Origin of the sequence: Saccharomonospora glauca K62, from assembly GCF_000243395.2 — a bacterium.
Taxonomy (GTDB): domain Bacteria; phylum Actinomycetota; class Actinomycetes; order Mycobacteriales; family Pseudonocardiaceae; genus Saccharomonospora; species Saccharomonospora glauca.
In genome coordinates this window covers 3,663,181-3,689,208 of record NZ_CM001484.1, presented here as the reverse complement: position 1 = coordinate 3,689,208, position 26,028 = coordinate 3,663,181, and the positions used below count along the sequence as shown (strand labels likewise).

The following is a 26,028-nucleotide window of genomic DNA, read 5'->3' as shown; positions in this document are numbered from 1 at the left end:
GATACCGGAGTCGGAGGTTTCGGAAGATGCGCGGGCGCAAGGTCGCGGCGGTGTTGGCGACGTTGTTCGTCGCGATGCCGGGCATGGCGGGGACGGTGGCGACGGCGAAACCCTTTCCGGACACGTGCACCGAGCGACCCCTTCCGGTACCGGGGGCGCAGTACCAGGAGGTGGCGTGTCTGGCCGACCTCACCACCACGGGGACCACGCGTACGGGACACACCGATCCGGCCGACTGGGCGGGACTGACCCAGGAGTCGCTCCCGGTTCCCGACCCGGTGCCGGGCGTGCAGATCGACGGCTACTTCCCCGACGACTCCACCACCAACACCAACCACGGCTGGAACCACGACTCGCAGTTTGTGATCCGCCTTCCGGAGCACTGGAACGGTGGGCTGGTGGTGTCGGGATCGCCGGGGAACCGGGAGCAGTACGCCAACGACCGCGCCATCTCCGACTGGGTGCTGTCGAAGGGATACGCGTTCGCCGCCACGGACAAGGGCAACACCGGATCGGAGTTCTACACCGACGGCAGGCGTCCGGGCGACGCGATCGCCGAGTGGAACCGTCGGATGACCCAGCTCGCCCGTGCCGCGAAGGTCACGGTCACGCTGCACTACGGCAAGCGCCCGACCACGACCATCGCGACGGGACTGTCCAACGGCGGTTACCTGGTGCGTTGGCAGTTGGAGAACCACCCCGAGCTCTACGACGGCGGCGTGGATTGGGAAGGTGCACTGTGGTCGGAGAAGGGGCCGAATCTGATCGAGTACCTGCCCAAGGCGTTGTCGGCCTACCCACGCTACGCCGCCGGTGGTGACGACGCCGACGCGGCGCACGCCGAGATGGTGGCCGCCGGGTTCGTCGCGGGCTCGGAGTTTTTGTGGCAGTCCCACTACGAGATCTACTGGGACCTGACCCAGCGGATCTACCGCGAGGAGTTGGACCCGGAGTTCGACGGCGAGCTTTCGGCCGGAATCCCGTTCTGCTCGCCGGGCACGCCGCGTTGCGACGCCGACTACGACTACCGGCAGCGGCCGAGGTCCGTGCACAGGGCCGTCGAGCGCATCGGGCTGACGGGGAAGATCGGCAAGCCGCTGCTGACGTTGCACGGCACGCTCGACGTCCTGCTGCCGATCGGGAAGGACTCCGACGTCTACGCCGAGATGGTGCGCGAGCAGGGACGCGGGCACCTGCACCGCTACTACCGCGTCGAGGACGGCACGCACACCGACTCGTTCGTCGACCAGTACCCCGACGAGCTGCGGGGACTGACTCCCTGCCACCGTACGGCCTTCGAGGCCCTGGAGGCTTACCTGGCCGAGGGCGCACCGCTGCCGGAGTCCGCCACGATCCCCCGCCCGACCGATGCCACCCCGCAGGAACTGGTGACGACCTGCTCCCTGTCCTGACCCGCGTGTCCGCAGGCTGTGCACGCGTGTCCGCAGCCTGCGCACGCGTGTTCGCAGTTCACGTACGCGTGTCCGCGCGGCGGCGCTCCGGCCGTGTTCAGCCCAGCGCGCGCCGGTACAGCGCCTCGATGTCCTCGCGCCGCGGCGGAGCCTCTCCGAGTACCGCCTGCATCATGAGCCCGCAGGTGAGTGTGGCCACCATCCGCCCGGTCAACGGGTCGGTGCGGGCGATGAACAACTCGGCGAGCGCGTTGTCCCAGGCGACGGCGGCGTTTCGCAGGTGCGGTCGCTGGAGCGCGAGCGCGTAGAGGTTGTACTCGGCGATCGTGTCGGCGCGTTTCCTGGTCACGGAGTCGAGCACCAGTTCCGCCAGGGCCGAGGCGAGGTCCGCGTCGGCGGGTAGTGCGGCGTCCCATTCCCGAAGCGCGGCCACGTTGCGTCGTGCCGCTTCGTCAAGGGCGCTCGCGATCAGGTCTTCGAGCGTGGCGAAGTGATAGGTGGTGGACCCGAGGGGAACCCCCGCCTCCGCCGCGACGGCGCGATGGGTGAGCGCGTTGATGCCACGCTGGGCGATGACCGTGATGGCCGCACGAGCAATGCGATTGCGACGGTCCGGGTCGTTCGGACCACGGGTGCGTCTGCGTGTCGCCGGTTGCTGCGCCGTCATGCGCTGGCTCCCCTCCCAAGCCGATCCCGGCAAATGACATCACACCACGTCGGACGGGGTGTGACGGCCCTATCCCTTCACTGTGTACGCACGTACATATAACATGTACCAGCGTACACAAATTGTGTGGTGTGCACCACGTCGCGGATACGAGGGAGTGGGATACCCGCCTCATGAGAGACCTCTACATCGACGGAGCCTGGGTCGAGGCGATGGCGTCGACCGACGGTCGTGCCGTGCTCAACCCCTACGACGGCAGCACCGTGACGACCGTGTCCGAAGCCGGTCCGGAGGACGTGGACGCCGCCGTGGCCGCGGCCCGGCGCGCCTTCGACGACGGTCCGTGGCCCGCGACCCCCGCCCGGCAACGCGGAGAACTGCTGCGTCGGGTGGCGGATCTGCTGCAGCGCGATCGGGAGGAGATCGCGCGTGAGGAGAGCATCGACACGGGCAAGACGCTGGCCGAGGGAGGCATCGACGTCGACGACGTCACCAACGTCTTCCGTTACTACGCGAACCTCGCCGACGCCGAGGCCGGCCGGGTGGTCGACACCGGAGATCCCGGAGTGGTCAGCCGGATCGTCTACGAGCCCGTCGGGGTGTGCGCGCTCATCGCGCCGTGGAACTACCCGCTGCTGCAGATCTCCTGGAAGGTCGCGCCCGCGCTCGCGGCGGGCAACACCATGGTGCTCAAGCCCAGCGAGTTGACACCACTCACCACGATCACGTTGGTCCGGCTGCTGGAGGAGGCGGGCCTGCCCCGTGGCGTGGTCAACCTCGTACTCGGCGACGGGGCGAACGTGGGAGCGGCGATGGTGCGGCACCCCGCCGTCGACCTGGTCTCGTTCACGGGTGGTCTGGCCACCGGAAAGAAGATCATGGCGATGGCGGCCGAGGGCGTGAAGCGCGTCGCGTTGGAACTCGGCGGGAAGAACCCGAACGTCGTCTTCGCGGACGCCGACTTCGACACGGCCGTCGACTACGCGCTCGCGGCCGCGTTCGTCCACTCCGGTCAGGTGTGTTCCGCCGGGGCCCGGCTGATCGTGCAGGACGAGATCCACGACGAGTTCGTCGCCGAACTGGGGCGGAGGGCCGACGCCATCCGGCTCGGCAACGGTCTCGACGAAGGCACCGAGTGCGGGCCGTTGGTTTCGGCCGAGCATCGAGCCAAGGTGGAACGTTACATCGAGCGCACGATCGCCGAGGGTGCTCGGCTCGTGGCGGGCGGCAGACGTCCGTCCGAACCGGAGCTGGCGAACGGGTTCTTCCTGCGTCCCACCGTGTTCGCCGACTGCACGCGCGACATGACCGCGGTGCGGGAGGAGGTGTTCGGGCCCGTCGTCACGGTGGAGCGCTTCCGCGACGAGGCCGAGGCGATCCGCATCGCCAACGACACCGACTACGGCCTCGCCGGTGCCGTGTGGACGAACGACGCCTCCGTCGCACAGCGGGTGGCGGGCGCGCTCCGTCACGGCACGGTGTGGATCAACGACTACCACCCGTACCTGCCGCAGGCCGAGTGGGGCGGGTTCGGCAAGTCGGGCATCGGACGCGAGCTCGGACCGACCGGCCTCGACGAGTACCGCGAGGCCAAGCACATCTACCACAACATCAACCCGAAACCGATGCGCTGGTTCTCCGGCGGTCCCAAGGAGGGATGAAGAAGTGGCAAGAAGGTACGACTACATCATCGTGGGCGGTGGGTCCGCCGGATGCGTGCTCGCCAATCGGCTGAGCGAGGACCCGTCCACCAGCGTTCTCGTGCTGGAGGCCGGTCGCTCGGACTGGATCTGGGACATCCTCATCCACATGCCCGCGGCGCTGACCATGGTCATCGGCAACCCGCTGTACGACTGGCGCTACGAGTCCGAACCCGAGCCGTACATGAACGGCCGCCGGGTGTACCACGGCCGTGGCAAGGTGCTCGGTGGGTCGAGCTCCATCAACGGCATGATCTTCCAGCGCGGTAACCCGATGGACCTGGAGCGCTGGGCCTCCGACCCGGGCATGGAGACCTGGGACTACGCCCACTGCCTGCCGTACTTCAAGCGCATGGAGAACTGCCGTGCCGGTGGTGACCAGTGGCGGGGCGACAACGGTCCGCTGTGGCTGGAACGCGGTCCCATGAAGAACCCGCTGTTCGGCGCGTTCCTGGAGGCCGCGAAGCAGGCCGGTTACCCGCTCACCAGCGATGTCAACGGTTACCAGCAGGAAGGTTTCGCGGCGTTCGACCGCAACATCAAGAACGGTCGGCGCTGGTCGGCCTCGCGGGCGTACCTGCACCCGGTCAAGCACCGGCCCAACCTCACGGTGCAGTGCCTGACGCACGTCAACCAAGTGCTGTTCAACGGCAAGAAGGCCATCGGCGTATCGGTCACTCGATTCGGCCGTCGCAAGTCGGAGAACATCTACGGTGGTGAGGTCATCCTCTGCGGTGGGGCGATCAACACGCCGCAGCTGCTCCAGCTCTCCGGCGTGGGCGACCCGCGTCACCTGCAGCCGCTCGGCATCCCGATCGTGCAGGATCTGCCCGGTGTCGGTGAGAACCTCCAGGACCACCTCGAGGTCTACGTGCAGCACGCCTGCAAGCAGCCGGTGACCTTCAACCCCGCGCTCAAGCTGCGCAACCGTCCGAAGATCGGTCTGCAGTGGCTGCTGACCCGCACCGGCCCCGCGGCGACCAACCACTTCGAGGCCGGTGGGTTCGTGCGCGGTAACGACGTGGTCGACTACCCGAACCTGATGTTCCACTTCCTGCCGGTCGCGGTGCGTTACGACGGCACGCAGGTCGAGGTCCCGCACGGCTACCAAGTCCACATCGGACCGATGTACTCGGACGTCCGGGGCAGTGTCAAGATCAAGTCGGTCGACCCCAAGGCCAAGCCGGCGCTGCGGTTCAACTACCTGTCCACGGAGAACGACCGCAAGGAGTGGGTCGAGGCCATCCACGTCGCTCGCGAGATCCTGAAGCAGCCCGCGCTCGACGAGTTCAACGGCGGCGAGATCTCGCCCGGACCCACGGTGCAGACCGACGAGGAGATCCTCGACTGGGTCGCCCGCGACGCCGAAACCGCTTACCACCCCTCGTGCTCGGCGCGCATGGGCATCGACGAGATGTCCGTCGTCGACCCGAAGAGCATGCGTGTGCACGGCACGGAGAACCTGCGCGTGGTCGACGCCTCGGCCATGCCGTATCTCACCAACGGCAACATCTACGCGCCCGTGATGATGCTCGCGGAGAAGGCATCCGACCTCATTCTGGGCAACACGCCTCTGCCGCCGGCTGACGTTCCCTACTACCGGTATGAACGCACTTCCAAGGAAAGGTGAATTTGAGTGTCCGATAGCGGCGAACATAAGCTCGCGAAGGACAGTCCTAAGATCAATCGCGTCACGTTCGTCGGAGCGTCGTCGATCATCCTCGTGATCGCCCTGTGGGGGATCATCGCTCCGGAGAACGCCGCGGAAACCATCGGTGTCCTCGTCAACTGGGTTTCGGAAGGACTCGGCTGGTACTACATCCTGCTCGCCACGGTGATACTCGTGTTCGTGGTGATCGTGGCCGTGTCCAAGTACGGCAAGATCACCCTCGGGCCAGTGGAGTCCAAACCGGACTACAACCTCTTCACCTGGGGTGCGATGCTGTTCGCCGCGGGCATCGGCATCGACCTCATGTTCTTCTCGGTCTCCGAGCCGGTGACGCAGTATCTGCAGCCCCCGCAGGTGGAACCGGAGTCGCTCGAAGCCACCCGGGACGCCGTGGTGTGGGCGCTGTTCCACTACGGTATCACCGGCTGGGCCATGTATGCGCTCATGGGAATGACGCTCGGGTACTTCGCGTTCCGGCGCGGCCTGCCGTTGGCCGTCCGAGCGGCGCTGTACCCGATCATCGGTAAGCGCATCCACGGCCGTCCCGGCCACGCGGTGGACATCGCCGCCGCCCTGGGCACGGTGTTCGGCGTCGCGACCTCGTTGGGTATCGGCGTGGTGCAGCTGAACTTCGGGTTGAACTTCATGTTCGGCATCCCGCAGGGCACGGCGGCGCAGATCGGGCTCATCGTGCTGGCGGTGCTGATGGCCACGATGTCCGCCGTGTCCGGTGTCGACAGGGGGATCCGGCGGCTGTCGCAGCTCAACGTGATCCTCGCGGCGGCGTTGATGCTGTTCGTCCTGTTCGCCGACAACCCAGTGTACCTGCTGGACGCGTTGGTGCTCAACATCGGCGACTACATCGCCAACTTCGGCGACATGACGCTGAACACCTTCGCGTACGACCGGCCCACCGAGTGGCTCAACTCCTGGACGCTGTTCTTCTGGGCCTGGTGGATCGCATGGGCACCGTTCGTCGGCCTGTTCCTCGCGCGCATCTCGCGGGGACGCACGATCCGGGAGTTCGTGGCGGCGACGCTGATCATCCCGTTCATGTTCACGGCCACGTTCCTGTCGGTGTTCGGCAACAGCGCGCTGCGCCTGGTGCGAGAGGGGAACGAGGAGTTCGGACAGGTCGCGGCGAACACACCGGAACAGGGCTTCTACACGCTGTTGGCGCAGTACCCGGGCGTGACGTTCAGCGCGGGCCTGGCCACGGTGGTCGGGTTGCTGCTTTATGTCACCTCCGCCGACTCGGGCGCTCTGGTGTTGGGAAACCTGACGTCGAAACTGTCGACGTCCACCGCCGAGGCCACGTCGGGGGTCCGGGTGTTCTGGTCCGCCGTCATCGGTGTGCTGACCTTGGCGATGCTCATCGTCGGCGGGGTCGGGACGCTTCAGAACGCCACCATCATCATGGGGCTGCCGTTCTCGGTGGTGATGGTGCTGGTGATGTGGGGCTTGTACAAGGCGCTACGCCAGGAAGGACAGGGCACCGACCAGTTCCTGCCGGCGGGTGGGTCCGAGGGCAAGTCCGACGCCGAGTCCGAAAGGGTCGCCGCGAAACGGTGAGGTCCGAGTGTGGAACCGGGCGCCGGTTCTCGCCGCCCGGTTCCACACCGGCCATGGCGTCCTGATATTCGAAAGTTGTCTCGCCCGCGGGTGCGGCACGGGTTCCCAGACCCGGTGCCGCACCCGCGTTGTTCGTTCGTGGTCTGTGCCCGGTGAGTGGCTTGACCTGGGAGTTCGGTGAATCCGACTCGTGAGGGTAAAAGGTTCGTTACTCTATGGCCCTGCGGGATGTTCGTACGCGGGACGAGGAGAGCGAACGGTGTCGGAAGCCGGTGGGGGGACTGGCGACCTGTCGGTCGGTGAGGCCGTCCGGTTGGGCCTGTCGATGATGCCGGGCGGTGACGGGGTCGGCGTCAGCATGGCGGCCCTGTGGAACAACACCAACTTCATCGTCGACGGCAGAGCCTCAGCCCCCGGTAAGGGCGGAGGCTTCGAACTCGACGTCGACACCGCCGAAGGCCTGTACCGGGAAGCCGTAGCGCTTGCTTATGAGCTGCAGGAACAGGTACGTGATGCGCTGCAGTTGCGCAAAACTGACCCGCCTGCCGAGGACCCGGCAAGTATGAGCTTCAACGATGTCGGGAGTCAGGCGTTCGAAGCGGGTGCTCAGCACGTCCAGGCTGAGGCTGATTTCTACCGGGGACTCGCGCGGGCGTTGGGCAAGGCGTTGGGTGTGTATCAGGAGTCGGACGAGCAGGCCGGACGTGATATCACCATCGCCGGTGGGGAGAACGATTCCGGCGGAGGTTATGTCTGATGGGGCGCGTGAGTGCGGTGGTGGGTGTCGGTCTGGTGTTGGCCGTTGCTGGGTGTTCGGAGGGTGTGGACGGGGATGCGGCGCCGACGTCTGAGTCGTCGGTGTCCGTGTCGGCGAGTCCTTCGTCGAGTGCTCAGGCGGGTGGGTCGGAGTTGCCGCATAGTGGTGCGCCGGCTGTGGCGGATCCGTTGCCGGAGTCGGCACTGCCCAGTGATCCGTGTGAAGTGCTCACGCCGCAGCAGGTTGAGGAAATACTGGGCGAAGGAGCGTCGGAGGGTAAGCGGAAAGACTTGGATGAGCTTGGGCCGGGCTGTGACTGGGGGAACCAGGACACCCTCGGTGGGTTCAAAATCGGTTTCGACACTGTTGCCCGGCAGGGCTTGAGTGCGGCGTATGCCAATGCCAAGCCACGGAGTGCGATCTTCCGTGAGGTGGGGCCGGTCGATCGTTTTCCCGCGGTGGCTTATAAGGACAGTGAAGACGACCCTTATTGCACTGTGGTGGTGGGGTTGGCTGATGACTACGCGATATCGGCCACGGTGACGCTGAGTTTTGAAAAAGAAGAAGCCGGGGTGGATTCGTGTGGGCCTGCCGAGAGGATCGCTGCGACCGTTGTGGGGAATCTGAAGGACCGGGCGGGGGAGTGACGATGGAATCGTTCGACGGGGTCCGGAAGGTTTGGATCGGGAAGCGGAAGTCCCTATCACTGGGCTGAGGGGGCAGGCGATGGCCGTAGGTGCGCTCCGCGACACCGCTCTGCCGACTGAGGACCTGGCGCAGGAGCCGTGGCGAAGGTCAGTGCGCAAGCGTTGGGCCGGGATTCGGCAGGTCGGTGCTGAGTGGCACTTTCCTCGGGCTCGTGGACACCGGTGTGTCATGGCTCTGCTGAACGGGCCGGGCGGGAGTGGTTCCGGCGGAGGTTATGTCTGATGGGGCGCGTGAGCGCGGTGGTGGGTGTCGGTCTGGCGGTGTTGGCTGTCGCTGGGTGTTCGGAGGGTGTGGACGGGGATGCGGCGCCGACGTCTGAGTCGTCGGTGTCCGAATCGGTAGGTCCGACATCTACAAGTGCTCAGGGGAGTGGTTCCGGGCTGCCGCACAGTGGTGCGCCGGCTGTGGCGGATCCGTTGCCGGAGTCGGCGTTGCCCAGTGATCCGTGTGAGGTCCTCACGCCGCAGCAGGTTGAGGAAATACTGGGCGAAGGAGCGGCAGCGGGTAAACGAGCTGACTTGGATGGGCTCGGGCCGGGCTGTGACTGGGGGAATCAGGAAACCCTCGGTGGTTTTCAAGTTAGTTTTCATACTGCCACCCGGCAAGGCTTGAGTGCGTCGTATGCCTATGCCAAGCCACAAAGCTCCATCTTTCGTGAGGTGGGACCGATTGAAGGTTTCCCTGCAGTGGCTTACAAGGACAGTGAAGACGACCCTATTTGCACTGTGGTGGTGGGGTTGGCCGATGAGTATGCGATATCCACGGGCGTGGCTCTGAGCATGGAGAAAAAGAACGCCGGGGTGGATTCGTGTGGGCCTGCCGAGAGGATCGCTGCGACCGTTGTGGGGAACCTGAAGGACCGGGCGGGGGAGTGACGATGGGGCTGTTCGACGGGGTCGGGAAGACTCTCCAAAAGAACCTGAACGCCATCATGGCCAGCAGGGGAATGGTTCCGCTGCACGAGTTGGTGCGTCGGATCCACGAGGGCGATTCGTCGAAATGGCACGAGGCCGCCACCAAGGCCAACAGCGTGGTCGAGGCGCACCAGGACGCGAGCGAGCGCAGCATGAAGATGTTGCAGGTCCTGGAGAGCTCGTGGACGGGCGAGGGTGCCGACGCCGCCGCGGAGAAGATCCGCGCGGGAGCCAAGGCGACGGAGATGGCCGCCGCCGTGTACGCCGCCAACGCCCGGCGATACACCGACAGCGCATACACGTTCGATAACGTCAAACAGCAGCTTCCCCCGATCCCCGAGACCCCGCCGGAGCGGGACTTCATCGACGTCCTGACCCCGTGGGACACCGACAACGAGAAGCAGGTCAACCAGTACAAGGCCGACGTCCAGCGGGCCCGACAGATCTACGACGGCTACGAACAGGCCATGCGATCCGCACAACAGGGCGTGGTGCAGGACTTCGGCCGGTTCGATTCGTTCGACACGGGCGACCGTGAACTCGGCACGATCGAACGAAGCGAATCCCGGCAGGCGGAAAGCTCCGGAACGGGCGTCAAGACGTTCCACGAACCCGGCCCATCGGTGTCCGCCGGTGCCCCGGTCTCCGGTGGGGCGCCGACCCCCTCACCGATCTCCGGCGGCGCCGTCCCGAGCGGTTCGGCACCGAGTCTCCAGTCACCCACCCCGGTGGCGTCGTCGCAGCCGAACGGCAGCACGTCCTTGTCGGGATACGTGCCTCCGGACGTGAACCGCCCCACGCCCGGCTATTCCCCGCCGAACCTCAACCCCACCACCGGATTCGGTCCGGGAAGTGGTGGTGGCGGCACGTCCAACACGCCGGGATTCGGCCCCGTCGGCACGACGGGGGGTTTCGGCCCGGCCGGTGGTGGTTCGTCCACAGTGGGCGGCTTGAGGGGACGCCTCCCCGGGCCCGGCCTCGGCGGTGTTCCCGGCGGGATCGGGCCCGGCGGCGCCGGTGGTGCCGCGGGAGGCGGCGCCGGTGGTGCCACGGGAGGTGGGGCCGGTGGAGCGGCTCCCGGTGCGGGTATGGGCAGGGGAACGGGTGCGGTCCCCTTCGGACCGAGCGGTGGCGGTGGACCCGTGGCCGCCGGTGGCCCGGCCGGTGGTGCATCGAGCGCGGCAGCCGGACGGGGTGCGATGCCCATGGGGGCCATGGGCGGCGCCGGGCGCGGCGGGCAGGGCGGTGACGACCAAGAACACCAGCGCCAGTACGTCCAGGCCACCGACGAGGCGTTCCAGCTCACCGAAGACGGCCAAGTGCTCCGTGACCCGAACACGGGCCACGTCATCACACCTCCGACCATCGGCGGGTAGGCATGACGACCGTGTTGACCAGTCCCATCGCGCTGCCGCGAGTGGTGTTGCTGCACCTGTGGGAATTGGAGGGCCTCGGCGACCCACACCCACTGCTGGGAGCGTTCGACGTGTACATCCCGCAAAGCGAGCGGGGTGAGTTCACGAATCAATGCTTCCAGCGGTTGGCTGAGCTCGGCCTGGCCCACGGGGACATGCTCACCCGCGAGCTCCGCGTCATCCTGCGGATCTTCGCCTCGCCGGGTCGGGAGCTGTACTGCTGGAGTGGCTACACCGACGACCCCGGCCGCGACCGGAAGTTCCTCGTGGCCGCCGCCGGTGGCGAGGCGGCGGCTATGCAGGTGCAAGACGAGTCGGTGGCGATCGTGTCGATCGACGAACGTCGCCTGGTCGAGGAGTTCGTCGGCGAACTGCCCCAGGTGCCACCCGCCCCGGTGTCGGAGCTGCACACCACCAGGGACGCCTTCGACACCCGCGACGAGCACCACGACATGTTCGCCACGCGACTGAGTCCGGAAAAAGAGCTCGAGGAGCGACTGAAAGCCCCACGCGAGGCGGTGCACCAGGTCTACGTCGGTGGCACCTCGGACGGCCGGTATCGGCGCAGCGGGCCGTTCTCCGTGATCGATCTCCGTGACCGGGGCAGGATCGTGGTGTTCGCCGACGAGTCCCGGAACCTGCACTGTCTTCCGGGAACCCCGGCCAATCTGGCCAGGATCCTCACGGCGGCCTGGTGAACCGGACGATCGGCCCGACGAGGACGAGTCGGTGAACGGGGTCGAGACGGGATGATCCCGGCCCGCCCGTGGACGAGGTGTGTCAGGCGTACATGGCCAGCCAGATCGCGATGTAGTGCGTGATGGCCGCCGCCACCGTGCACGCGTGGAAGAACTCGTGGTACCCGAAGGTCTTGGGCCAGTAGTTCGGCCAACGGGTGGCGTAGAAAACCGACCCCACCGTGTAGAGGGCCCCGCCGACGAGCAGCAACACCAGCGCCGCCACGCCCGCGTTGTGCGCCAGCTCCGGCAGCACGAAGATCGCGACCCAGCCCAGCGCGATGTAGATGGGCACGCCGAGCCAACGCGGCGCCGTCGGCCACAACATCTTCAACGCGACACCCGCGACCGCGCCACCCCACACCACGCCGAGCACGACGTACCCGGTCGGCTGGGACATCGCCAACAGTGTGAACGGCGTGTAGGTGCCCGCGATGAACAGGAAGATCATCGAGTGGTCGGCGCGTTTCATCCACGCGTACGCCTTGGGGCTCCAGATCCGCCGGTGGTACAAGGCGCTGACCCCGAACACGCCGAGCACCGTGACCCCGTAGATCGACGTCGCCAGGGCGGCGAGCCCCGACACGGTCGACGCGGCCAGGGCGATCAGCGTGGCACCCGCCGCGACCGCGCCGAAGAAACTCCAGAAGTGGATGTGCCCACGAAGCCGCGGACGGGTGTCGACGACGTCGGACGGTGTTGCTTCGTTCTGTTTGTGCGTCGCTACGCTCACAGAGAAGCAGGCTACGGAACCGTAGGTTATCTCGCACAGTCCCCAGTCGGGGAGTAGTCGAAGCTCACTTTGCCGCCAGGCGTACGCTGCCGTGATGTGAGTCTTCGGTCGTTCCTCTCCCACGTGGTCTACACGGTCTATTCGTGGCGGCTCAAGCAGCAGGCCGCGGGACGACACCCGCGCCACATCGGCATCATCCTCGACGGCAACCGCCGCTGGGCGCGTGAGGCGGGCTTCACCGACGTCAACGGTGGTCACCGGGTGGGCGCGCGCAAGATCGCCGACTTCCTGGGCTGGTGCCGGGAGGCCGACGTCGAGGTGGTCACGTTGTGGCTGTTGTCGACGGACAACGTGCGCAACCGGTCCAGTGAGGAGGTCGCGGCGCTCCTGGAAATCATTCCGGACGTCGTGGACGAACTCGCCAAACCGGGCAACCCGTGGCGGTTGTCGATCGTGGGCGCCCTGGACATGCTGCCCACCGACGTGGCGGCTCGACTCACCGCCGCGGCGCAGCGCACCGACGGTCGCACCGGGATGATCGTCAACGTCGCCGTCGGATACGGCGGGCGGCAGGAGATCGCCGACGCCGTGCGCAAGTTGTTGCGGCAGTACGCCGACGAGGGCAAGACCATCCACGAACTCGCCAAGATCCTGGACGTCGACCACATCTCGGAGCACCTGTACACGTCGGGGCAGCCCGATCCCGACCTGATCATCCGAACCTCCGGGGAACAGCGGCTGTCGGGATTCCTGCTGTGGCAGTCGGCGCATTCGGAGTTCTGGTTCACCGAGGCGTACTGGCCCGCCTTCCGGCGCGTGGACTTCCTGCGAGCGCTGCGTGACTACGCGGTTCGCCATCGCCGGTACGGCGCGTGAAGTCACGGTAAAGTCACGCCGACATCACTCGACTGTGTCCCAGGTCGCTCACCAAACGTGAATTGGTGCACCCCCGATTCACCTAGCTGGCTGCCTGCGTGAAACGGGCGTCGCAGGTAGCTTCCGAAGTGGCGGCGCACGGACCCAGGTGAGTCGCCGCGGGAGGCCCTGGTCGTGACAGTGGTGGAGCGAATGGCGGTCCTGCGGATCGCGGAGTTGCTTCCGAAGCGCACGAGGGGGCCGGCACCGGCCCTTCGTGGTCGCATGCCCTGACCACGCGTGAAGCGTGTCGGAGCCGGCGACCAGCCAGGGCAGTGCCCGGCCCCAGCGAGTGCGGGGCGTGGTGCCGACGCCCCTGAGGGAGATGCCGTCGTGACTGCGCAGCGTGTGCCCCGAAACGACTCCAGCCGCTCGACCGTCAGCGCCCCGAGCGCCGACGCAGGCACTGATTCCGGCGAAACCGGCGACCGAACGCCCCGCACCTACGTACTCGACACGTCGGTGTTGTTGTCGGACCCGTGGGCCATCACCAGATTCGCCGAGCACCACGTGGTGTTGCCTCTCGTCGTGGTCAGTGAGTTGGAGGGGAAGCGGCACCACCCCGAGCTCGGGTGGTTCGCCAGGGAGTCCCTGCGGCTGTTGGACGACCTGCGGCGCATACACGGTCGCCTCGACACTCCCGTGCCGATCGGCGACCACGAGGGAACGGTGCACGTCGAGTTGAACCACTCCGACCCGACGGTGCTCCCGCCCGGCTTCCGTACCGATTCCAACGACCATCGCATCCTCGCCTGCGCGTTGAACCTCGCCACCGAACGGGAGTCCGTGACCCTGGTGACCAAGGACGTCCCGTTGCGGGTCAAGGCCGGCGCCGTGGGGCTGGCCGCGGACGAGTACCGCGCCGAGGAAGTGGTGCCCTCGGGGTGGACGGGGATGGCCGATCTCGACGTCCCGGTCGAGGCGATCGACGAGTTGTTCGCCTCCGGTGAGGTGGACCCGGCCGATTTCGGCAGTTCCGAGGCCGCGGAGCTGCCCTGCAACACCGGTCTGCGGCTGTTGGCCGGCACCAGGAGCGCGCTGGGGCGGGTGACGCCGAACAAGCGGGTGCGGTTGGTGCGCGGGGACCGCGAGGTGTTCGGTCTGCACGGTCGGTCGGCGGAACAGCGCATCGCGCTCGACCTGCTGATGGACCCGGAGGTCGGGATCGTGTCGCTCGGCGGTCGGGCGGGCACGGGGAAGTCGGCTCTCGCGCTGTGCGCGGGGCTGGAGGCCGTGTTGGAACGCGGGATGCACCGCAAGGTGGTCGTGTTCCGTCCGCTGTATGCGGTAGGTGGGCAGGACCTGGGATATCTACCCGGAACCGAGAGCGAGAAGATGCAGCCGTGGGCGCAGGCGGTGTTCGACACGCTCGGCGCCCTGGTGAGTCAGGCGGTGATCGACGAGGTGTTCGACCGCGGGATGCTGGAGGTGCTCCCGCTGACGCACATCCGGGGTCGGTCGCTGCATGACGCCTTCGTGATCGTGGACGAGGCGCAGTCGTTGGAGCGCAACGTGCTGCTCACCGTGTTGTCACGGCTGGGCACGGCGTCGCGGGTGGTGCTCACCCACGACGTGGCGCAGCGGGACAACCTGCGGGTGGGCAGGCACGACGGCGTGTCCGCGGTGATCGAGAAGTTGAAGGGGCATCCGCTGTTCGCCCACGTGACGTTGACCCGCTCCGAGCGCTCGCCGATCGCCGCGCTCGTCACGGAGATGCTGGAGAACCACGGCTGAGCCGGATGCCGCACCCTGCGGACACGGTGCCGAGACGCCCGTGTCCGCAGGCTGTGCACTCGTGTCCGCAGGTTAGGGACGTGTGTCCGCAGGTTAGGGACGCGTGTCCGCAGGTTGTGCACGGGTGTCCGCCCCGCGTGCTCCGAAGCCGTGTACGAGAACTGCGAACACCCGTACGAGACCTGCGGACACGAGTACGCAAACTGCGGACACGCCGGGGAGGGGGTTACCAGCCCGCGGGGAGGGGGCGGCCTTCGGCGAAGCCGGCGGCCGACTGCACGCCCAGGACCGCGCGCTGGTGGAACTGCTCCAGGTTCGCCGCGCCGGCGTACGTGCAGGCGGAGCGCACCCCCGCGGTGATGGAGTCGAGCAGGTCCTCGACGCCGGGACGCTGGGGGTCCAGGGCCATGCGCGACGAGGAGATGCCTTCCTCGAACAGCGACTTGCGCGCGCGTTCGTAGGCGTTGTCGGAGCGGGTGCGGGCGGTCACGGCGCGCTTGGAGGCCATGCCGAACGACTCCTTGTAGGGCCTGCCGTGCTCGTCGTAACGCAGGTCGCCGGGCGATTCGTACGTGCCCGCGAACCACGAGCCCACCATGGCCGCCGAGGCACCCGCGGCCAGCGCGAGCGCCACGTCGCGCGGGTGCCGCACGCCGCCGTCGGCCCACACGTGCTTGCCCATCTCGCGGGCGGCGGCCGCGCAGTCGATGACGGCGGACAACTGCGGCCTGCCCACGCCGGTCATCATGCGCGTGGTGCACATGGCTCCGGGGCCGACGCCCACCTTGACGACGTCCGCTCCGGCCTCGATGAGGTCGCGCGTGCCTTCCGCCGTGACGACGTTGCCCGCCACCACGGGCACCGACGGGGAGACCGAGCGCACGGCCTTGAGCGCGGCCAGCATCTTCTCCTGGTGGCCGTGGGCCGTGTCGACCACGAGCACGTCGACGCCGGCGCTCAACACGGCTTCGGCCTTGGCGGCGACGTCGCCGTTGACGCCGATGGCCGCGCCGATACGCAACCGGCCGTCGGTGTCGAGAGCGGGGGTGTAGATGCCGGCCCGCAGCGCCCCCACCTGGGTCAGGACCCCCACCAGGCGGCCGTCGGCGTCGACCCCGAGCGCCAGGTTCTCGCCGCGTTCGTGCAGCCGCTCGTACACCTCGCGGGGAGGCGTGTCGAGCGGCACCGTGAGCACCGATTCCTCCAGAACCTCCGACAGGCGGGCGAAGCGGTCGACTCCCGAGCACGCGCTCTCGGTGACGATGCCGACGGGACGGTTCTCGTCGTCGACGACGGCCACGGCGCCGTGGGCGCGTTTGCCCACGAGGTTCAGCGCGTCGGCGACCGCGTCCTCGGCCCGCAGGACCAGCGGCGTGTCCCACACGGTGTGACGGCTCTTCACCCAGGCCGTGATGTCGGCGACCGCGCCGGGGTCGACGTCCTGGGGAAGCACCACCAGACCGCCCCGGCGGGCGACGGTCTCGGCCATGCGGCGGCCGGCGACTGCGGTCATGTTGGCGACGACGATCGGGATGGTGGTCCCCGTGCCGTCGACGGTGGAGAGGTCGACGTCGAACCTGGACTCCACCGCCGAGCGGTTGGGCATCAGGTAGACGTCGTCGTAGGTCAGGTCGTGAGTGGGCCGATGGCCTTCGAGGAACCGCACGAGAGTCCAGCGTAGAGGTTGTGGGAGCGCGATGTCAGGCCTCGCCGGAGTCATTCCCCGGCAGGAGGGCGCGAACGGCGTCGATGGTGTCGGCGTCGGCCACTTCCTTGTCCGGCCGGTACCGCAGCACCCTGGCGAACCGGAGCGCCACCCCACCGGGGTAGCGGGTGCTGATCTGCACGCCGTCCAGTTCGATCTCGACGACGAGGGCCGGGCGCACGTACACCGTCCAGTCGTCGCGACGGCTCTCGTGCCGGGGCAGTTCGGCGGTCTGCCAGGCCAGCAACTCGTCGGTGAGTCCCTTGAAGGTCTTGCCCACCATGATCGGTGGTCCTCCGTCCGGGTCTCGCGCGCCGAGGTGGAGGTTGGACAGGTAGCCGCGTCGACGACCGTGCCCCCACTCGGCGCCCAGGACGACGAGATCGAGGGTGTGCACCGGTTTCACCTTCAGCCACGCCCTGCCGCGGCGGCCGGCGGCGTAGGGCGAGTCGAGGTCTTTGACCATCACGCCCTCGTGGCCCGCCTCCAGGGATGCCGCGAGGATCGCGGCGGGGTCACCGGGTTCCTGCTCGCCGGGGACGACGTGGTCCCCCGCGACGCCTCGCAGCGCCTCCCGGCGTTCCCGGAGGGGAGCGTCGAGCAGGTCGGTGCCGTCGAGGTGCAGGCAGTCGAAGAAGTACGGCCGTAGCAGCAGCGCGCGCACCTGTTCTGCACGGGTACTGCCGAAGCGCGACATGGTCTCCTGGAACGGGCGCGGCCTGCCGTCGTCGGTGAGCGCCAGCGTCTCGCCGTCCAGCACCACGGACCGGCACGGCAGCCCGCGGACGAGGTCGGTCAGCTCGGTGACGTACGCGGTGATCTCGCGCAACGTCCGGGTGTAGACGCGGACGTCGTCGTCGCGGCGGTGGACCTGGATGCGGGCCCCGTCGAGTTTGTACTCGACGGCCACGGCGCCGAGTTCGGCGGTGGCGGCGGCGAGTGATTCCGCCGGTGAGGCGAGCATCGGACGGAGTGGTCTGCCGACCTCGATGCGAAAGGCCTCCAGGGCGGCCGTGCCGCCCGACATGGCCGCGTGGGCGGCGGCGGGAAGTCGGCCGGACAGCATGAATGCGCGCCGTACGGCGTCGGCTGGCACGTCCGCGGCGGCCGCGACGGCCTCGACCATGACGCCTTCGAGCGCGCCCTGGCGCAGCTCGCCGGTGAGCAGCCGGAAGAGGAAGTCCCGTTCCTCGGCGGTGGCTCGCGACAACAACGAACGCAGCAGCTCCGAGCGGCGACGGGCCGACCCGCTCCCGGTCGTGGCCGCCAACTCGCCGAGTGCCGAGTCGACCTCGCCGACGGTCAGCCGGGGTGACTCGGCCGGGGCCGCTCGCAGTTGGGACAGCGTCCGCCAGCCGACACCGATGCGGCCCTGCGTCGGCGTACCCGTCAGGAAGGCCACGGCGGCGGCGAGCTCGTCGGCGGGCGCGCCGGTCAACAGTTCGGCGAGGACGTCGACCTTGGCCTTGCGGGAACGCCGCGCCGTGAGGCCGGCGGAGGCGGTGACGACGTCGTGGAGCCGCATGGGCCCATCATCGCGCCGAGAGCCGACGACGCGCATGGCGACGAAACCGGAGCTCACGGTTCTTTCCCGTATACCAGCCGGTATAGGGTCCGGGATCACTAAACCGGTCGGTATACTCCCGGTGTATGACCGATGATCTCGCGTTGACCCCGGCCGCCGAACGGGTGCTCGAAGTGGCGAGCCGATTGTTCTACGACAACGGCATTCACGCCGTCGGTGTCGAGTCGATCGCGAGTGAGGCCGACGTCACGAAGAAGACCCTCTACGACCGGTTCGGCTCCAAGGACGCGCTCGTCGCCCAGTACCTCAGGCGTATGGACGAGCGTTACCGGGAGCACGTCCGAGCGGTGGTCGAACGTCGGGGTCGGATCACACCCGCGCGGCGATTGCTGCTGTTCTTCGACGCCTTGGAGGAATGGATGGCGACGGAGAACCCGAGGGGGTGTGCGTTCGTCAACGCGCAGGCCGAGCTGCCCGACGCCACCCACCCGGCCCGTGAGGTGATCCGTGAGCACAAGCAGTGGATGTTCGACTACCTGCGGGAACTCGCGCGGAACGCGGGGGTGCGCAACCCGCGCAAACTCGCGACCTCGTTGCTGACGTTGCTGGAGGGTGCCGCGGTCACCGCCTCGCTCGGCATCGTGCCGGGAGCGGTGGGCAATGCCAAGGACGTGGCCCGGCAGCTCATCGGGGTGAGTTGACGCGCGGCCCGGCCGTTTTTAAGTCTTGACAAACCGCTTTGCTGATTCTGCAATATTCTCATGGAGGACGTCCTCGGGGCGGTCGGGCCGCGGCTGCGCCGGCTGCGCAGGGAACGCAACTGCACGTTGTCCGCTCTTTCGAAGAGCACCGGAATCTCCGTCAGCACGTTGTCCCGGCTGGAGTCGGGGCAACGCAGGCCCAGCCTCGAACTGCTGTTACCGATCGCGCGAGCCCACCGCGTGTCGCTCGACGACCTTGTCGGTGCGCCACCGGTGGACGATCCGCGCGTACGAATGCGGCCGGTGCGGCAGGACGGCCGGACGATCGTGCCACTCACGCGCAACCCCGGCGGACTGCAGGCTTTCAAGATCGTCATCGAGCCGCGTGAGGAGGAGCCCGAGCCGAAGACCCACGAGGGCTACGAGTGGCTGTACGTGCTCAACGGCCGCCTGCGGCTGGTGCTCGCCGAACACGACATCGTGCTCAAGACCGGTGAGGCGGCCGAGTTCGACACCCGGCTTCCGCACTGGTTCGGCAACCCGGGCACGCAGCCCGTGGAGATCCTGAGCCTCTTCGGTCCCCAGGGCGAGCGCATGCACGTGCGCGCCCGCTCCAGGCGGAGTTGAGGGCGGGCGCCGTCAGCGTTTCCGGTCCCGACGCCGGTCGGCGACGGAGACGGCTCCCACGAGCACTCGGGCGATCAACCCCACGGCGATGAGTCCCAGCACCATCTGCAGCGTCGTCACCACCCTGGCGGTGTGACTGACCGGCGCGATGTCGCCGAAGCCGACGGTGGCGAAGACGGAGACGGTGTAGTAGAGCGCGTCGGCCTTGTCGACCGGTTCGGTGAACGCGGTGGGATCGACCCGTCCCAGCGCGGTGTACGTCGGGGCGAAGACCACCAGCAGCAACGGCACCGCCAACCCGAGGGCCTCGATCGCGCGCAGTCGTGGGGTGGCGGAGCGGGAGACCGCGAGGACCTGCCGAGTGATCACCACGGCCCACCCCGCGAGCGCGAGCACGAACCACACCCACGTCGCCGGGTGGGCGCCCTCCAGCGGGATGAGGAAGTATCCGACCACCAGGACGGCGGCCGACAGCGCCGCTCGCGACAGCGAGGCGGCCACCGCGCGACCTCCCACGCGCGGGCCATCCTCGCCGCCTCGCGAGTCGGACACGATCACCTGTTACCGCGAGCCATCCTGAGCACGTCGAGCGCCTCGTCGAGCTGCTGCTCGGTGAGCTTGCCGTTCGCCACGTGGCCCCGCTCGATCACGACCTCGCGGATCGACCGACGCTCCGCCAGCGCCTGCTTGGCGATCGAGGCGGATTCCTCGTAGCCGAGATAGGCGTTGAGCGGCGTGACGATCGACGGGGACCCTTCCGCGTAGGCGCGGGCGGTCTCCACATTCACCGTCATCCCCGCGATCACCTTGTCGGCGAGCAGCCGCGACACCGCCGCGAGCAGTCGTGCCGACTCCAACACGTTGCGAGCGATCACGGGCAGGTTGACGTTGAGCTGGAAGTTCCCCTGCGAGCCCGCGAACGCCACGGCCGCGTCGTTGCCGATCACCTGCGCCACCACCTGCAACGTGGCCTCGCAGATCACCGGGTTCACCTTGCCCGGCATGATCGAGGACCCCGGCTGGAGGTCCGGCAACGCCACCTCGGCCAGACCCGTCCGGGGCCCCGACCCGAGCCAGCGCAGGTCGTTGGCGATCTTGTTCAGGGACACGGCGATCGTGCGGAGGTGCCCCGAGGTCTCGACCACCCCGTCCTGGGAGGCCTGCGCCTCGAAGTGGTCCCGCGCTTCGGTGAGCGGAAGCCCCGTGACCTTGGCGAGTTCCTCGGCCACCGCGGAACCGAACCCCGGAGGCGCGTTCAGCCCCGAGCCCACCGCCGTACCGCCGATCGGCAGCTCGGCGAGCCTCGGCAGCCCGCTGCGCAGTCGCTCGATACCGAACCGCACCTGCGCCGCCCAGGCACCCGCCTCCTGGCCGAAGGTGATCGGCACGGCGTCCATCAGATGGGTGCGGCCGGACTTCACCACGTCCCGCCACTCGGCGGCCCGCTGCTCGATCACGGTGGCCAAGTGGTCCAGCGCGGGCACCACGTCGGTGAGCACGGCCTCGGTGGCCGCGACCCGGAGGGTGGTGGGGAACGTGTCGTTCGAGGACTGGGAGGCGTTGACGTGGTCGTTCGGGTGCACGTCCCGGCCCAGCGCGCGTGACGCCAGCGTCGCGATGACCTCGTTGGCGTTCATGTTGGAGGAGGTTCCGGAACCCGTCTGGAACACGTCGATGGGGAAGTGCTCGTCGTGCTTGCCCTCGGCGACCTCGTCGGCCGCGGCTGCGATGGCGGCGGCGGTCTCGCCGTCCAACACCCCCAGTCGCGCGTTGACGCGTGCCGCGGCGGCCTTGAGCAGCCCCAGTGCTCGAATCTGGGAACGCTCCAGACCCCGCCCCGAGATCGGGAAGTTCTCGACGGCACGTTGCGTCTGCGCGCGGTACAGCGCGTCGGCAGGCACGGCGACCTCGCCCATGGTGTCGCGCTCGATCCGGTACTCCTGTTCAGCCATGTCGCCAGTCTGGCGCAGCTTTACGACCACCGCCGCGTGGCGTGAAGCACTAGGATCGCCACTGCCATCGCGAAAGGCTGGCGGGTTGAGGAAGGCGGTGTGCCATGAGCGCGCCCGAGCCACTGTCGGTCGACCTACTCGTGGTGGGTGCGGGGCCCACCGGCCTGTACGCCGCGTACTACGCGGGTTTCCGAGGTCTGTCCACGGCGATCGTCGACTCCCTTCCCGAGGCCGGGGGACAGGTGACCGCGATGTACCCGGAGAAGATGATCTACGACGTGGCGGGGTTCCCCGCCGTGCGCGGTCGTGACCTCGTGAAGGGACTCGTCGAGCAGGCGAGCCAGTGGAACCCGACCTACCTGCTCGGCCGTCGGGCGCAGGAGTTGCACACCGTCGAGGACGGCACGGGTGACCTTCGGGTCACCCTGGAGGACGGAGCCTCGATCAGAGCCGGCGCCGTGCTGGTGACCGCGGGCATTGGTGAGTTCACCCCTCGCCCGTTGCCCGCGGGCGAGGGGTGGTTGGGACGCGGCCTGGTGCACTTCGTCCCCGCGCTCGACGCGCATGCGGGCCAGGACGTCGTGGTGGTCGGTGGCGGGGACTCCGCGTTCGACTGGGTACTGGCCTTACGCCCCGTCGCGGCGAGCGTCACGCTCGTGCACCGGAGGGCGCGCTTCCGCGCCGCCGACTCCATCGTGCGGCAGGCGTACGCCGAGGGAGTGCGGGTGATCACCGACGCCGAGGTCACCGCGTTGCGAGGCGACGCCGCCGGCGAGTTGGCCGAGGTCGACGTCGAACTCCGGGACGGTACCCGCATGAGCCTGCCCGCGCAGACCGTCGTCGCGGCCCTCGGCTTCACCGCTGACCTCGGCCCCATCGAGAGCTGGGGGCTGGGGATCGAGCGGCGGGCCATCAAGGTGGACACCACGATGGCCACGGCCCGCGAACGCGTCTACGCGGCCGGCGACGTGGCGTCGTACCCCGGCAAGGTGAAGCTCATCGCCACCGGGTTCGGGGAGGCCGCCACGGCGGTCAACAACATCGCCGTGGCGCTGGACCCGAGTGCCAAGCTCTTTCCGGGGCACTCCAGCGACGCCTGAGCCGCGTCGGAGCCGCTGTGGCGGTGCGGCTCAGGGCAGTGGGGGAACGACGTCGTCCTCCCCCGTGCCGTCGAAGTCCACCGACGAGTACGCCCTCAGCTTGGTGAGCCGGTGGTATCCGTCGATCATCCGGACGGTCCCCGACTTGGACCGCATCACGATGGACTGAGTCGTCGCCCCACCCGCGCGGTAGTGCACGCCCCGCAGCAGGTCGCCGTCGGTCACACCCGTGGCGCAGAAGAAGACGTTGTCGCCCCGCACGAGGTCGTCCGTGGTCAGCACCCGGTCCAGGTCGTGGCCCGCGTCCAGCGCCTTCTGCCGCTCCTCGTCGTCCTTCGGCCACAGCCGCCCCTGCAACTCACCGCCGAGACACTTCATGGCACACGCGGCGATGATCCCCTCCGGCGTGCCGCCGATACCCAGCAGCATGTCGACACCCGTGGTGGGACGCGCGGCGGCGATCGCGCCCGCCACGTCGCCGTCGCTGATGAACCGGATCCGCGCGCCCGTCTTGCGCACCTCTTCGACGATGTGCTGGTGGCGGGGACGGTCCAGGATGCACACCGTCACGTCGGACACGCTGCTGTGCTTGGCCTTGGCGACCCGGCGGATGTTCTCCGCGATCGGCGCCGAGAGGTCCACGGTGCCCGCGGCCTCGGGGCCCACGGCGAGCTTTTCCATGTAGAACACGGCCGACGGGTCGAACATCGCTCCCCGCTCGGCCACCGCGAGCACGGCGAGGGCGTTGGGCATGCCCTTCGACATGAGGGTCGTCCCGTCGATGGGGTCGACGGCCACATCACACTCGGGGCCGTCACCGTTGCCGACCTCCTCGCCGTTGTAGAGCATGGGCGCCTCGTCCTTCTCGCCCTCGCCGATCACGACGACACCCCGCATCGACACGGTGCCGATGAGCTGGCGCATGGCGTCGACCGCGGCGCCGTCACCGCCGTTCTTGTCGCCCTTGCCGACCCACCGGCCCGCGGCCATCGCGGCGGCCTCGGTGACGCGGACAAGTTCCATCGCGAGGTTGCGGTCCGGTGCCTCACCGCGACGCGGGTTACGTGCTGGCTGGCTGGCGGCGGTCATGGTGCCTCCCGATGATGTCGTCCGACGCTCTTTAGCCTTAGCTAAGAGACCAACGGGCGTTACGCCCACGCCTGTGTCGCGGAGATCACGCGACGTCACGAGCCGTTGCCGTCGCCCGCGATCTCGGCGTCCGCGTCCGGTAGGTCCTGCTCCTCGGCCGCGTCCTCTGCGTCTTCCACGGTAGCTAGCGCCGCCTCGATACGCTCGCGAGCGCCTTCGAGGTGCCGTTCGCACAGCCGGGCGAGTCGTTCGCCCCGCTCCCACAGCGCGAGCGACTCCTCCAGGGACAGACCACCCGCTTCGAGTCCCTTCACGACCTCGATCAACTGGTCGCGGGCTTCCTCGTAGCCGAGGCCGTCGAGTTCGTCATCGTTCGGTTCGTTCACTGTGCTCGTTCCCGTCGTTGGCGGTTGCGGGCGGGTCGAGCCGCACACTACCGGGCTCCCCGTCGTCCGGCCCGTTCCTCACTCACGCCTCGGGCGCGTCCACGACGGCTCGAACGGCGCCGTCGGTGACCCTCACCCGCAGCGGAGTGCCGTCGCTTACCTCGGAGACCGACCGCAACACCCTGAGATTGCCTTCGGCGTCGGTGTACTGCACCACCGCGTACCCCCGTTCCAGCGTCGCCGAGGGACCGAGGGCCGCCAGGCGGGCCCTCGCCGACGCGAGCGCGGACTGTTCGTGGGTGAGCGTGGTGAGAATCGCCCGCCGGCCCCGCTCCACCTGAGCCTCGATCTCGTCGGCGCGACGCTCGATCGGGCCGAACGGGTCGGAAAGCGACGGTCTGCTGCGGATCTGCTCCAGCAGGCGGGCCTGCGTGTCCACCCAGCCGTGGAGAGCCCGCCGCGCCCGGTCACGGAGCTGATGCACTCGGGCCGTCTCCTCGGCCACGTCCGGGACCACGGTCTTGCCGGCGTCCGTCGGGGTCGAGCAGCGGCGGTCGGCGACGAGGTCGAGCAGCGGCGAGTCCGGTTCGTGCCCGATCGCGCTCACCACGGGCGTCCCGGCGGCGGCCACCGCCCGGCACAGGGTCTCGTCGGAGAACGGCAGCAGATCCTCGACGCTGCCCCCGCCGCGGGCGATGACGATGACGTCGATGTCCGGATCGGCGTCGAGGGCCGACAGCGCCCGGACGATCTGCGGCACCGCTTGCGCGCCCTGGACCGCGGTGTTGATCACCCGGAACCTGGCGGCGGGCCAACGGGCGTGCGCGTTGACGAGAACGTCGCGTTCGGCCGCCGACGCCCTTCCCGTGATCAGTCCGATGCCCTTCGGAAGGAAGGGCAACGGACGTTTGCGCTCGGGGGCGAACAGGCCCTCGGCGGCCAGGAGTTTGCGCAGGCGTTCGATGCGGGCGAGCAACTCGCCGATACCCACCGGGCGGATCTCGTCGGCCCGCAGGCTGAGGGTTCCCCGCCCCAGGTAGAACGTCGGCCTGGCATGCACGATCACGCTCGCGCCGTCGCGCAACGGCGGCTCGCACTCCCGCAACAGCTTCGCCGAGCAGGTCACCGTCATGGAGACGTCGGCAGCCGGGTCCCGCAGCGTCACGAACGCCGTCTGCGTGCCCGGCCGCGCCGAGATCTGGGTGACCTGGCCCTCCACCCACACCGAACCGAGTCGGTGGATCCAGTCGGCGATCTTGCGGGCGACCGTGCGAACCGGCCAGGGATTCTCGGACGTGGAGGGGGCGGAACCCCCGCGGGTCCGCTCGGCGCCGCTACTCACCGTCCTTCGAACCCTCGGTCTTGTGGACGTTGGCGATCCGCCGGGTGAGCATTCCGACGAACGACGGGCGGTTCTCGTGCGTGCGCTCGTAGTCGAGAAGCTCTTCGAGCTGGGGCAGCGATAGGGAACGCAGTCGTGCCCGAACCTGCGGCAGGGTCAGGTCGTCGTAGTTCTCCAGACCTCCCGGCGCGGCGCCGTCGGGACTGTCGAACTCGCCCTCGGCGTGGTGGGACGCGAGGGCACGCTCCTCCTCCGCCCATGGATCATCACCGTTGGTGTCCGGTGCGGTGGTCGTTCCGGTGGGGGTCCTGCGCCCGACGTCACCGATGTCGTCGAGGTCCTCGTCTTCGAGGTCCTCGTCGAACGTCGCCCATTCCGGCGTCTCCTCGGGGCGACGAAGTGCTGACAGAGCGTCGTCGCCCTTGATCGCCAGTTCGGTGACGTGCTGCTGCACGCGCATGGACAGTTGCAGCGCCTGACTGGCCACGGTGACGGGCAGCTCCACGAGCTGCTTGGGCAACCCACGCACCCGCTCGGCCGTCGTGACGGCCAGGCCGGCGGCTACCCGGAGCGGGAACGGGACATGTTTCATGCCTCTAGCCTGCCGTACCGGGCGCGCCGTGCCCAACCCGATGCGGTCGAGCGTGTCGGCTGTCCCACGTGATCGT

At 68.4% G+C, this 26,028-nt stretch carries 24 protein-coding genes; 14 read left to right on the top strand and 10 right to left on the bottom strand.

Annotated features, from left to right (window positions below; translation table 11 throughout):
- The first annotated feature begins 26 nt into the window (after positions 1-26).
- Positions 27-1,412 (top strand): 3-hydroxybutyrate oligomer hydrolase family protein, encoded by a 1,386-nt coding sequence (locus SACGLDRAFT_RS17175; RefSeq protein WP_005466170.1) that lies wholly within the window; start codon positions 27-29, stop codon positions 1,410-1,412.
- 97 nt (positions 1,413-1,509) lie between these two features.
- Here SACGLDRAFT_RS17175 and SACGLDRAFT_RS17170 read toward each other — a convergent pair whose 3' ends face one another.
- Positions 1,510-2,079 (bottom strand): TetR/AcrR family transcriptional regulator, encoded by a 570-nt coding sequence (locus SACGLDRAFT_RS17170; protein WP_005466169.1) that lies wholly within the window; start codon positions 2,077-2,079, stop codon positions 1,510-1,512.
- Between the two features lie 173 nt (positions 2,080-2,252).
- Between SACGLDRAFT_RS17170 and SACGLDRAFT_RS17165 the strand changes: the two genes are divergently transcribed.
- The 8 genes from SACGLDRAFT_RS17165 to SACGLDRAFT_RS17130 all read left to right on the top strand — a co-directional run bounded on the left by SACGLDRAFT_RS17165 (position 2,253) and on the right by SACGLDRAFT_RS17130 (position 11,512).
- Positions 2,253-3,740: an aldehyde dehydrogenase family protein gene (locus SACGLDRAFT_RS17165; RefSeq protein WP_005466168.1), complete on the top strand. Its 1,488-nt coding sequence runs from the start codon at positions 2,253-2,255 to the stop codon at positions 3,738-3,740.
- A gap of 4 nt (positions 3,741-3,744) precedes the next feature.
- Positions 3,745-5,409 (top strand): choline dehydrogenase, encoded by a 1,665-nt coding sequence (gene betA / locus SACGLDRAFT_RS17160; protein WP_005466166.1) that lies wholly within the window; start codon positions 3,745-3,747, stop codon positions 5,407-5,409.
- 6 nt (positions 5,410-5,415) lie between these two features.
- Positions 5,416-7,020 carry a choline BCCT transporter BetT gene (gene betT / locus SACGLDRAFT_RS17155; protein ID WP_005466164.1) on the top strand — a complete coding sequence of 535 codons (1,605 nt, stop codon included), beginning with the start codon at positions 5,416-5,418 and terminating at the stop codon, positions 7,018-7,020.
- A 259-nt stretch (positions 7,021-7,279) separates the two neighbouring features.
- Positions 7,280-7,777: a hypothetical protein gene (locus tag SACGLDRAFT_RS17150; RefSeq protein ID WP_005466163.1), complete on the top strand. Its 498-nt coding sequence runs from the start codon at positions 7,280-7,282 to the stop codon at positions 7,775-7,777.
- Positions 7,777-8,424 carry a DUF3558 domain-containing protein gene (locus SACGLDRAFT_RS17145; RefSeq protein WP_005466162.1) on the top strand — a complete coding sequence of 216 codons (648 nt, stop codon included), beginning with the start codon at positions 7,777-7,779 and terminating at the stop codon, positions 8,422-8,424. The genes SACGLDRAFT_RS17150 and SACGLDRAFT_RS17145 overlap by 1 nt, the downstream gene beginning before the upstream one ends.
- A 282-nt stretch (positions 8,425-8,706) precedes the next feature.
- Complete coding sequence (locus SACGLDRAFT_RS17140; protein ID WP_005466161.1) at positions 8,707-9,360, top strand: DUF3558 domain-containing protein; 654 nt, start codon at positions 8,707-8,709, stop codon at positions 9,358-9,360.
- A 2-nt stretch (positions 9,361-9,362) separates the two neighbouring features.
- Positions 9,363-10,775, top strand: a complete 1,413-nt coding sequence (locus SACGLDRAFT_RS17135) for a hypothetical protein (RefSeq protein ID WP_005466159.1) — start codon at positions 9,363-9,365, stop codon at positions 10,773-10,775.
- A 2-nt stretch (positions 10,776-10,777) separates the two neighbouring features.
- Entirely contained in the window at positions 10,778-11,512 is a 735-nt protein-coding gene (locus SACGLDRAFT_RS17130) for an ESX secretion-associated protein EspG (protein WP_005466158.1), read from the top strand.
- An 82-nt stretch (positions 11,513-11,594) separates the two neighbouring features.
- Here SACGLDRAFT_RS17130 and trhA read toward each other — a convergent pair whose 3' ends face one another.
- Positions 11,595-12,284, bottom strand: a complete 690-nt coding sequence (gene trhA, locus SACGLDRAFT_RS17125; RefSeq protein ID WP_005466157.1) for a PAQR family membrane homeostasis protein TrhA — start codon at positions 12,282-12,284, stop codon at positions 11,595-11,597.
- Positions 12,285-12,380: 96 nt separating this feature from the next.
- Between trhA and SACGLDRAFT_RS17120 the strand changes: the two genes are divergently transcribed.
- Positions 12,381-13,160, top strand: a complete 780-nt coding sequence (locus SACGLDRAFT_RS17120; protein WP_005466155.1) for an isoprenyl transferase — start codon at positions 12,381-12,383, stop codon at positions 13,158-13,160.
- 372 nt (positions 13,161-13,532) lie between these two features.
- Positions 13,533-14,933: a PhoH family protein gene (locus SACGLDRAFT_RS17115; protein WP_005466154.1), complete on the top strand. Its 1,401-nt coding sequence runs from the start codon at positions 13,533-13,535 to the stop codon at positions 14,931-14,933.
- Positions 14,934-15,159: 226 nt separating this feature from the next.
- Here the strand turns inward: SACGLDRAFT_RS17115 and guaB1 are convergent, their stop codons facing one another.
- Both guaB1 and SACGLDRAFT_RS17105 read right to left on the bottom strand, forming a co-directional pair.
- Complete coding sequence (gene guaB1 / locus SACGLDRAFT_RS17110; RefSeq protein WP_005466153.1) at positions 15,160-16,599, bottom strand: GMP reductase; 1,440 nt, start codon at positions 16,597-16,599, stop codon at positions 15,160-15,162.
- Between the two features lie 34 nt (positions 16,600-16,633).
- Positions 16,634-18,163, bottom strand: a complete 1,530-nt coding sequence (locus SACGLDRAFT_RS17105) for an ATP-dependent DNA ligase (protein WP_005466151.1) — start codon at positions 18,161-18,163, stop codon at positions 16,634-16,636.
- 125 nt (positions 18,164-18,288) lie between these two features.
- Here SACGLDRAFT_RS17105 and SACGLDRAFT_RS17100 point away from each other — a divergent pair, with 125 nt between their 5' ends.
- Positions 18,289-18,864 (top strand): TetR/AcrR family transcriptional regulator, encoded by a 576-nt coding sequence (locus SACGLDRAFT_RS17100; protein WP_005466150.1) that lies wholly within the window; start codon positions 18,289-18,291, stop codon positions 18,862-18,864.
- 60 nt (positions 18,865-18,924) lie between these two features.
- Positions 18,925-19,491, top strand: coding sequence for a helix-turn-helix domain-containing protein (locus tag SACGLDRAFT_RS17095; RefSeq protein WP_005466149.1), 567 nt, complete (start codon positions 18,925-18,927; stop codon positions 19,489-19,491).
- A 12-nt stretch (positions 19,492-19,503) separates the two neighbouring features.
- Here the strand turns inward: SACGLDRAFT_RS17095 and SACGLDRAFT_RS17090 are convergent, their stop codons facing one another.
- Entirely contained in the window at positions 19,504-20,007 is a 504-nt protein-coding gene (locus tag SACGLDRAFT_RS17090) for a potassium channel family protein (RefSeq protein ID WP_232283990.1), read from the bottom strand.
- 38 nt (positions 20,008-20,045) lie between these two features.
- On the bottom strand, positions 20,046-21,443 hold the full coding sequence (locus tag SACGLDRAFT_RS17085) for a class II fumarate hydratase (protein ID WP_005466147.1): 1,398 nt from the start codon (positions 21,441-21,443) through the stop codon (positions 20,046-20,048).
- Between the two features lie 104 nt (positions 21,444-21,547).
- Here SACGLDRAFT_RS17085 and SACGLDRAFT_RS17080 point away from each other — a divergent pair, with 104 nt between their 5' ends.
- A complete protein-coding gene (locus SACGLDRAFT_RS17080) occupies positions 21,548-22,543 on the top strand; it encodes an NAD(P)/FAD-dependent oxidoreductase (RefSeq protein WP_005466146.1) in 996 nt (331 codons plus the stop codon).
- A 30-nt stretch (positions 22,544-22,573) separates the two neighbouring features.
- Here SACGLDRAFT_RS17080 and glpX read toward each other — a convergent pair whose 3' ends face one another.
- From glpX to SACGLDRAFT_RS17060, 4 genes are all read right to left on the bottom strand, one after another.
- The gene (gene glpX, locus SACGLDRAFT_RS17075; RefSeq protein ID WP_005466145.1) at positions 22,574-23,632 is read right to left on the bottom strand and encodes a class II fructose-bisphosphatase; all 1,059 of its coding nucleotides are present in this window, start codon (positions 23,630-23,632) and stop codon (positions 22,574-22,576) included.
- Between the two features lie 95 nt (positions 23,633-23,727).
- Positions 23,728-24,018 (bottom strand): exodeoxyribonuclease VII small subunit, encoded by a 291-nt coding sequence (locus SACGLDRAFT_RS17070; protein WP_005466144.1) that lies wholly within the window; start codon positions 24,016-24,018, stop codon positions 23,728-23,730.
- Between the two features lie 82 nt (positions 24,019-24,100).
- Positions 24,101-25,360, bottom strand: a complete 1,260-nt coding sequence (gene xseA, locus SACGLDRAFT_RS17065; protein ID WP_005466143.1) for an exodeoxyribonuclease VII large subunit — start codon at positions 25,358-25,360, stop codon at positions 24,101-24,103.
- Positions 25,353-25,952, bottom strand: coding sequence for a lipid droplet-associated protein (locus tag SACGLDRAFT_RS17060; RefSeq protein ID WP_005466142.1), 600 nt, complete (start codon positions 25,950-25,952; stop codon positions 25,353-25,355). The genes xseA and SACGLDRAFT_RS17060 overlap by 8 nt, the downstream gene beginning before the upstream one ends.
- Positions 25,953-26,028 lie beyond the last annotated feature (76 nt).

Bases quoted from the DNA above. Each gene is read 5' to 3' on its own strand.
- SACGLDRAFT_RS17175 (WP_005466170.1), top strand. From the start codon at position 27: ATGCGCGGGCGCAAGGTCGCGGCGGTGTTGGCGACGTTGTTCGTCGCG.
- SACGLDRAFT_RS17170 (WP_005466169.1), bottom strand. From the start codon at position 2,079: ATGACGGCGCAGCAACCGGCGACACGCAGACGCACCCGTGGTCCGAAC.
- SACGLDRAFT_RS17165 (WP_005466168.1), top strand. From the start codon at position 2,253: ATGAGAGACCTCTACATCGACGGAGCCTGGGTCGAGGCGATGGCGTCG.
- SACGLDRAFT_RS17145 (WP_005466162.1), top strand. From the start codon at position 7,777: ATGGGGCGCGTGAGTGCGGTGGTGGGTGTCGGTCTGGTGTTGGCCGTT.
- SACGLDRAFT_RS17140 (WP_005466161.1), top strand. From the start codon at position 8,707: ATGGGGCGCGTGAGCGCGGTGGTGGGTGTCGGTCTGGCGGTGTTGGCT.
- SACGLDRAFT_RS17135 (WP_005466159.1), top strand. From the start codon at position 9,363: ATGGGGCTGTTCGACGGGGTCGGGAAGACTCTCCAAAAGAACCTGAAC.
- SACGLDRAFT_RS17130 (WP_005466158.1), top strand. From the start codon at position 10,778: ATGACGACCGTGTTGACCAGTCCCATCGCGCTGCCGCGAGTGGTGTTG.
- SACGLDRAFT_RS17105 (WP_005466151.1), bottom strand. From the start codon at position 18,163: ATGCGGCTCCACGACGTCGTCACCGCCTCCGCCGGCCTCACGGCGCGG.
- SACGLDRAFT_RS17100 (WP_005466150.1), top strand. From the start codon at position 18,289: ATGACCGATGATCTCGCGTTGACCCCGGCCGCCGAACGGGTGCTCGAA.
- SACGLDRAFT_RS17095 (WP_005466149.1), top strand. From the start codon at position 18,925: ATGGAGGACGTCCTCGGGGCGGTCGGGCCGCGGCTGCGCCGGCTGCGC.
- SACGLDRAFT_RS17085 (WP_005466147.1), bottom strand. From the start codon at position 21,443: ATGGCTGAACAGGAGTACCGGATCGAGCGCGACACCATGGGCGAGGTC.
- SACGLDRAFT_RS17080 (WP_005466146.1), top strand. From the start codon at position 21,548: ATGAGCGCGCCCGAGCCACTGTCGGTCGACCTACTCGTGGTGGGTGCG.
- glpX (WP_005466145.1), bottom strand. From the start codon at position 23,632: ATGACCGCCGCCAGCCAGCCAGCACGTAACCCGCGTCGCGGTGAGGCA.
- SACGLDRAFT_RS17060 (WP_005466142.1), bottom strand. From the start codon at position 25,952: ATGAAACATGTCCCGTTCCCGCTCCGGGTAGCCGCCGGCCTGGCCGTC.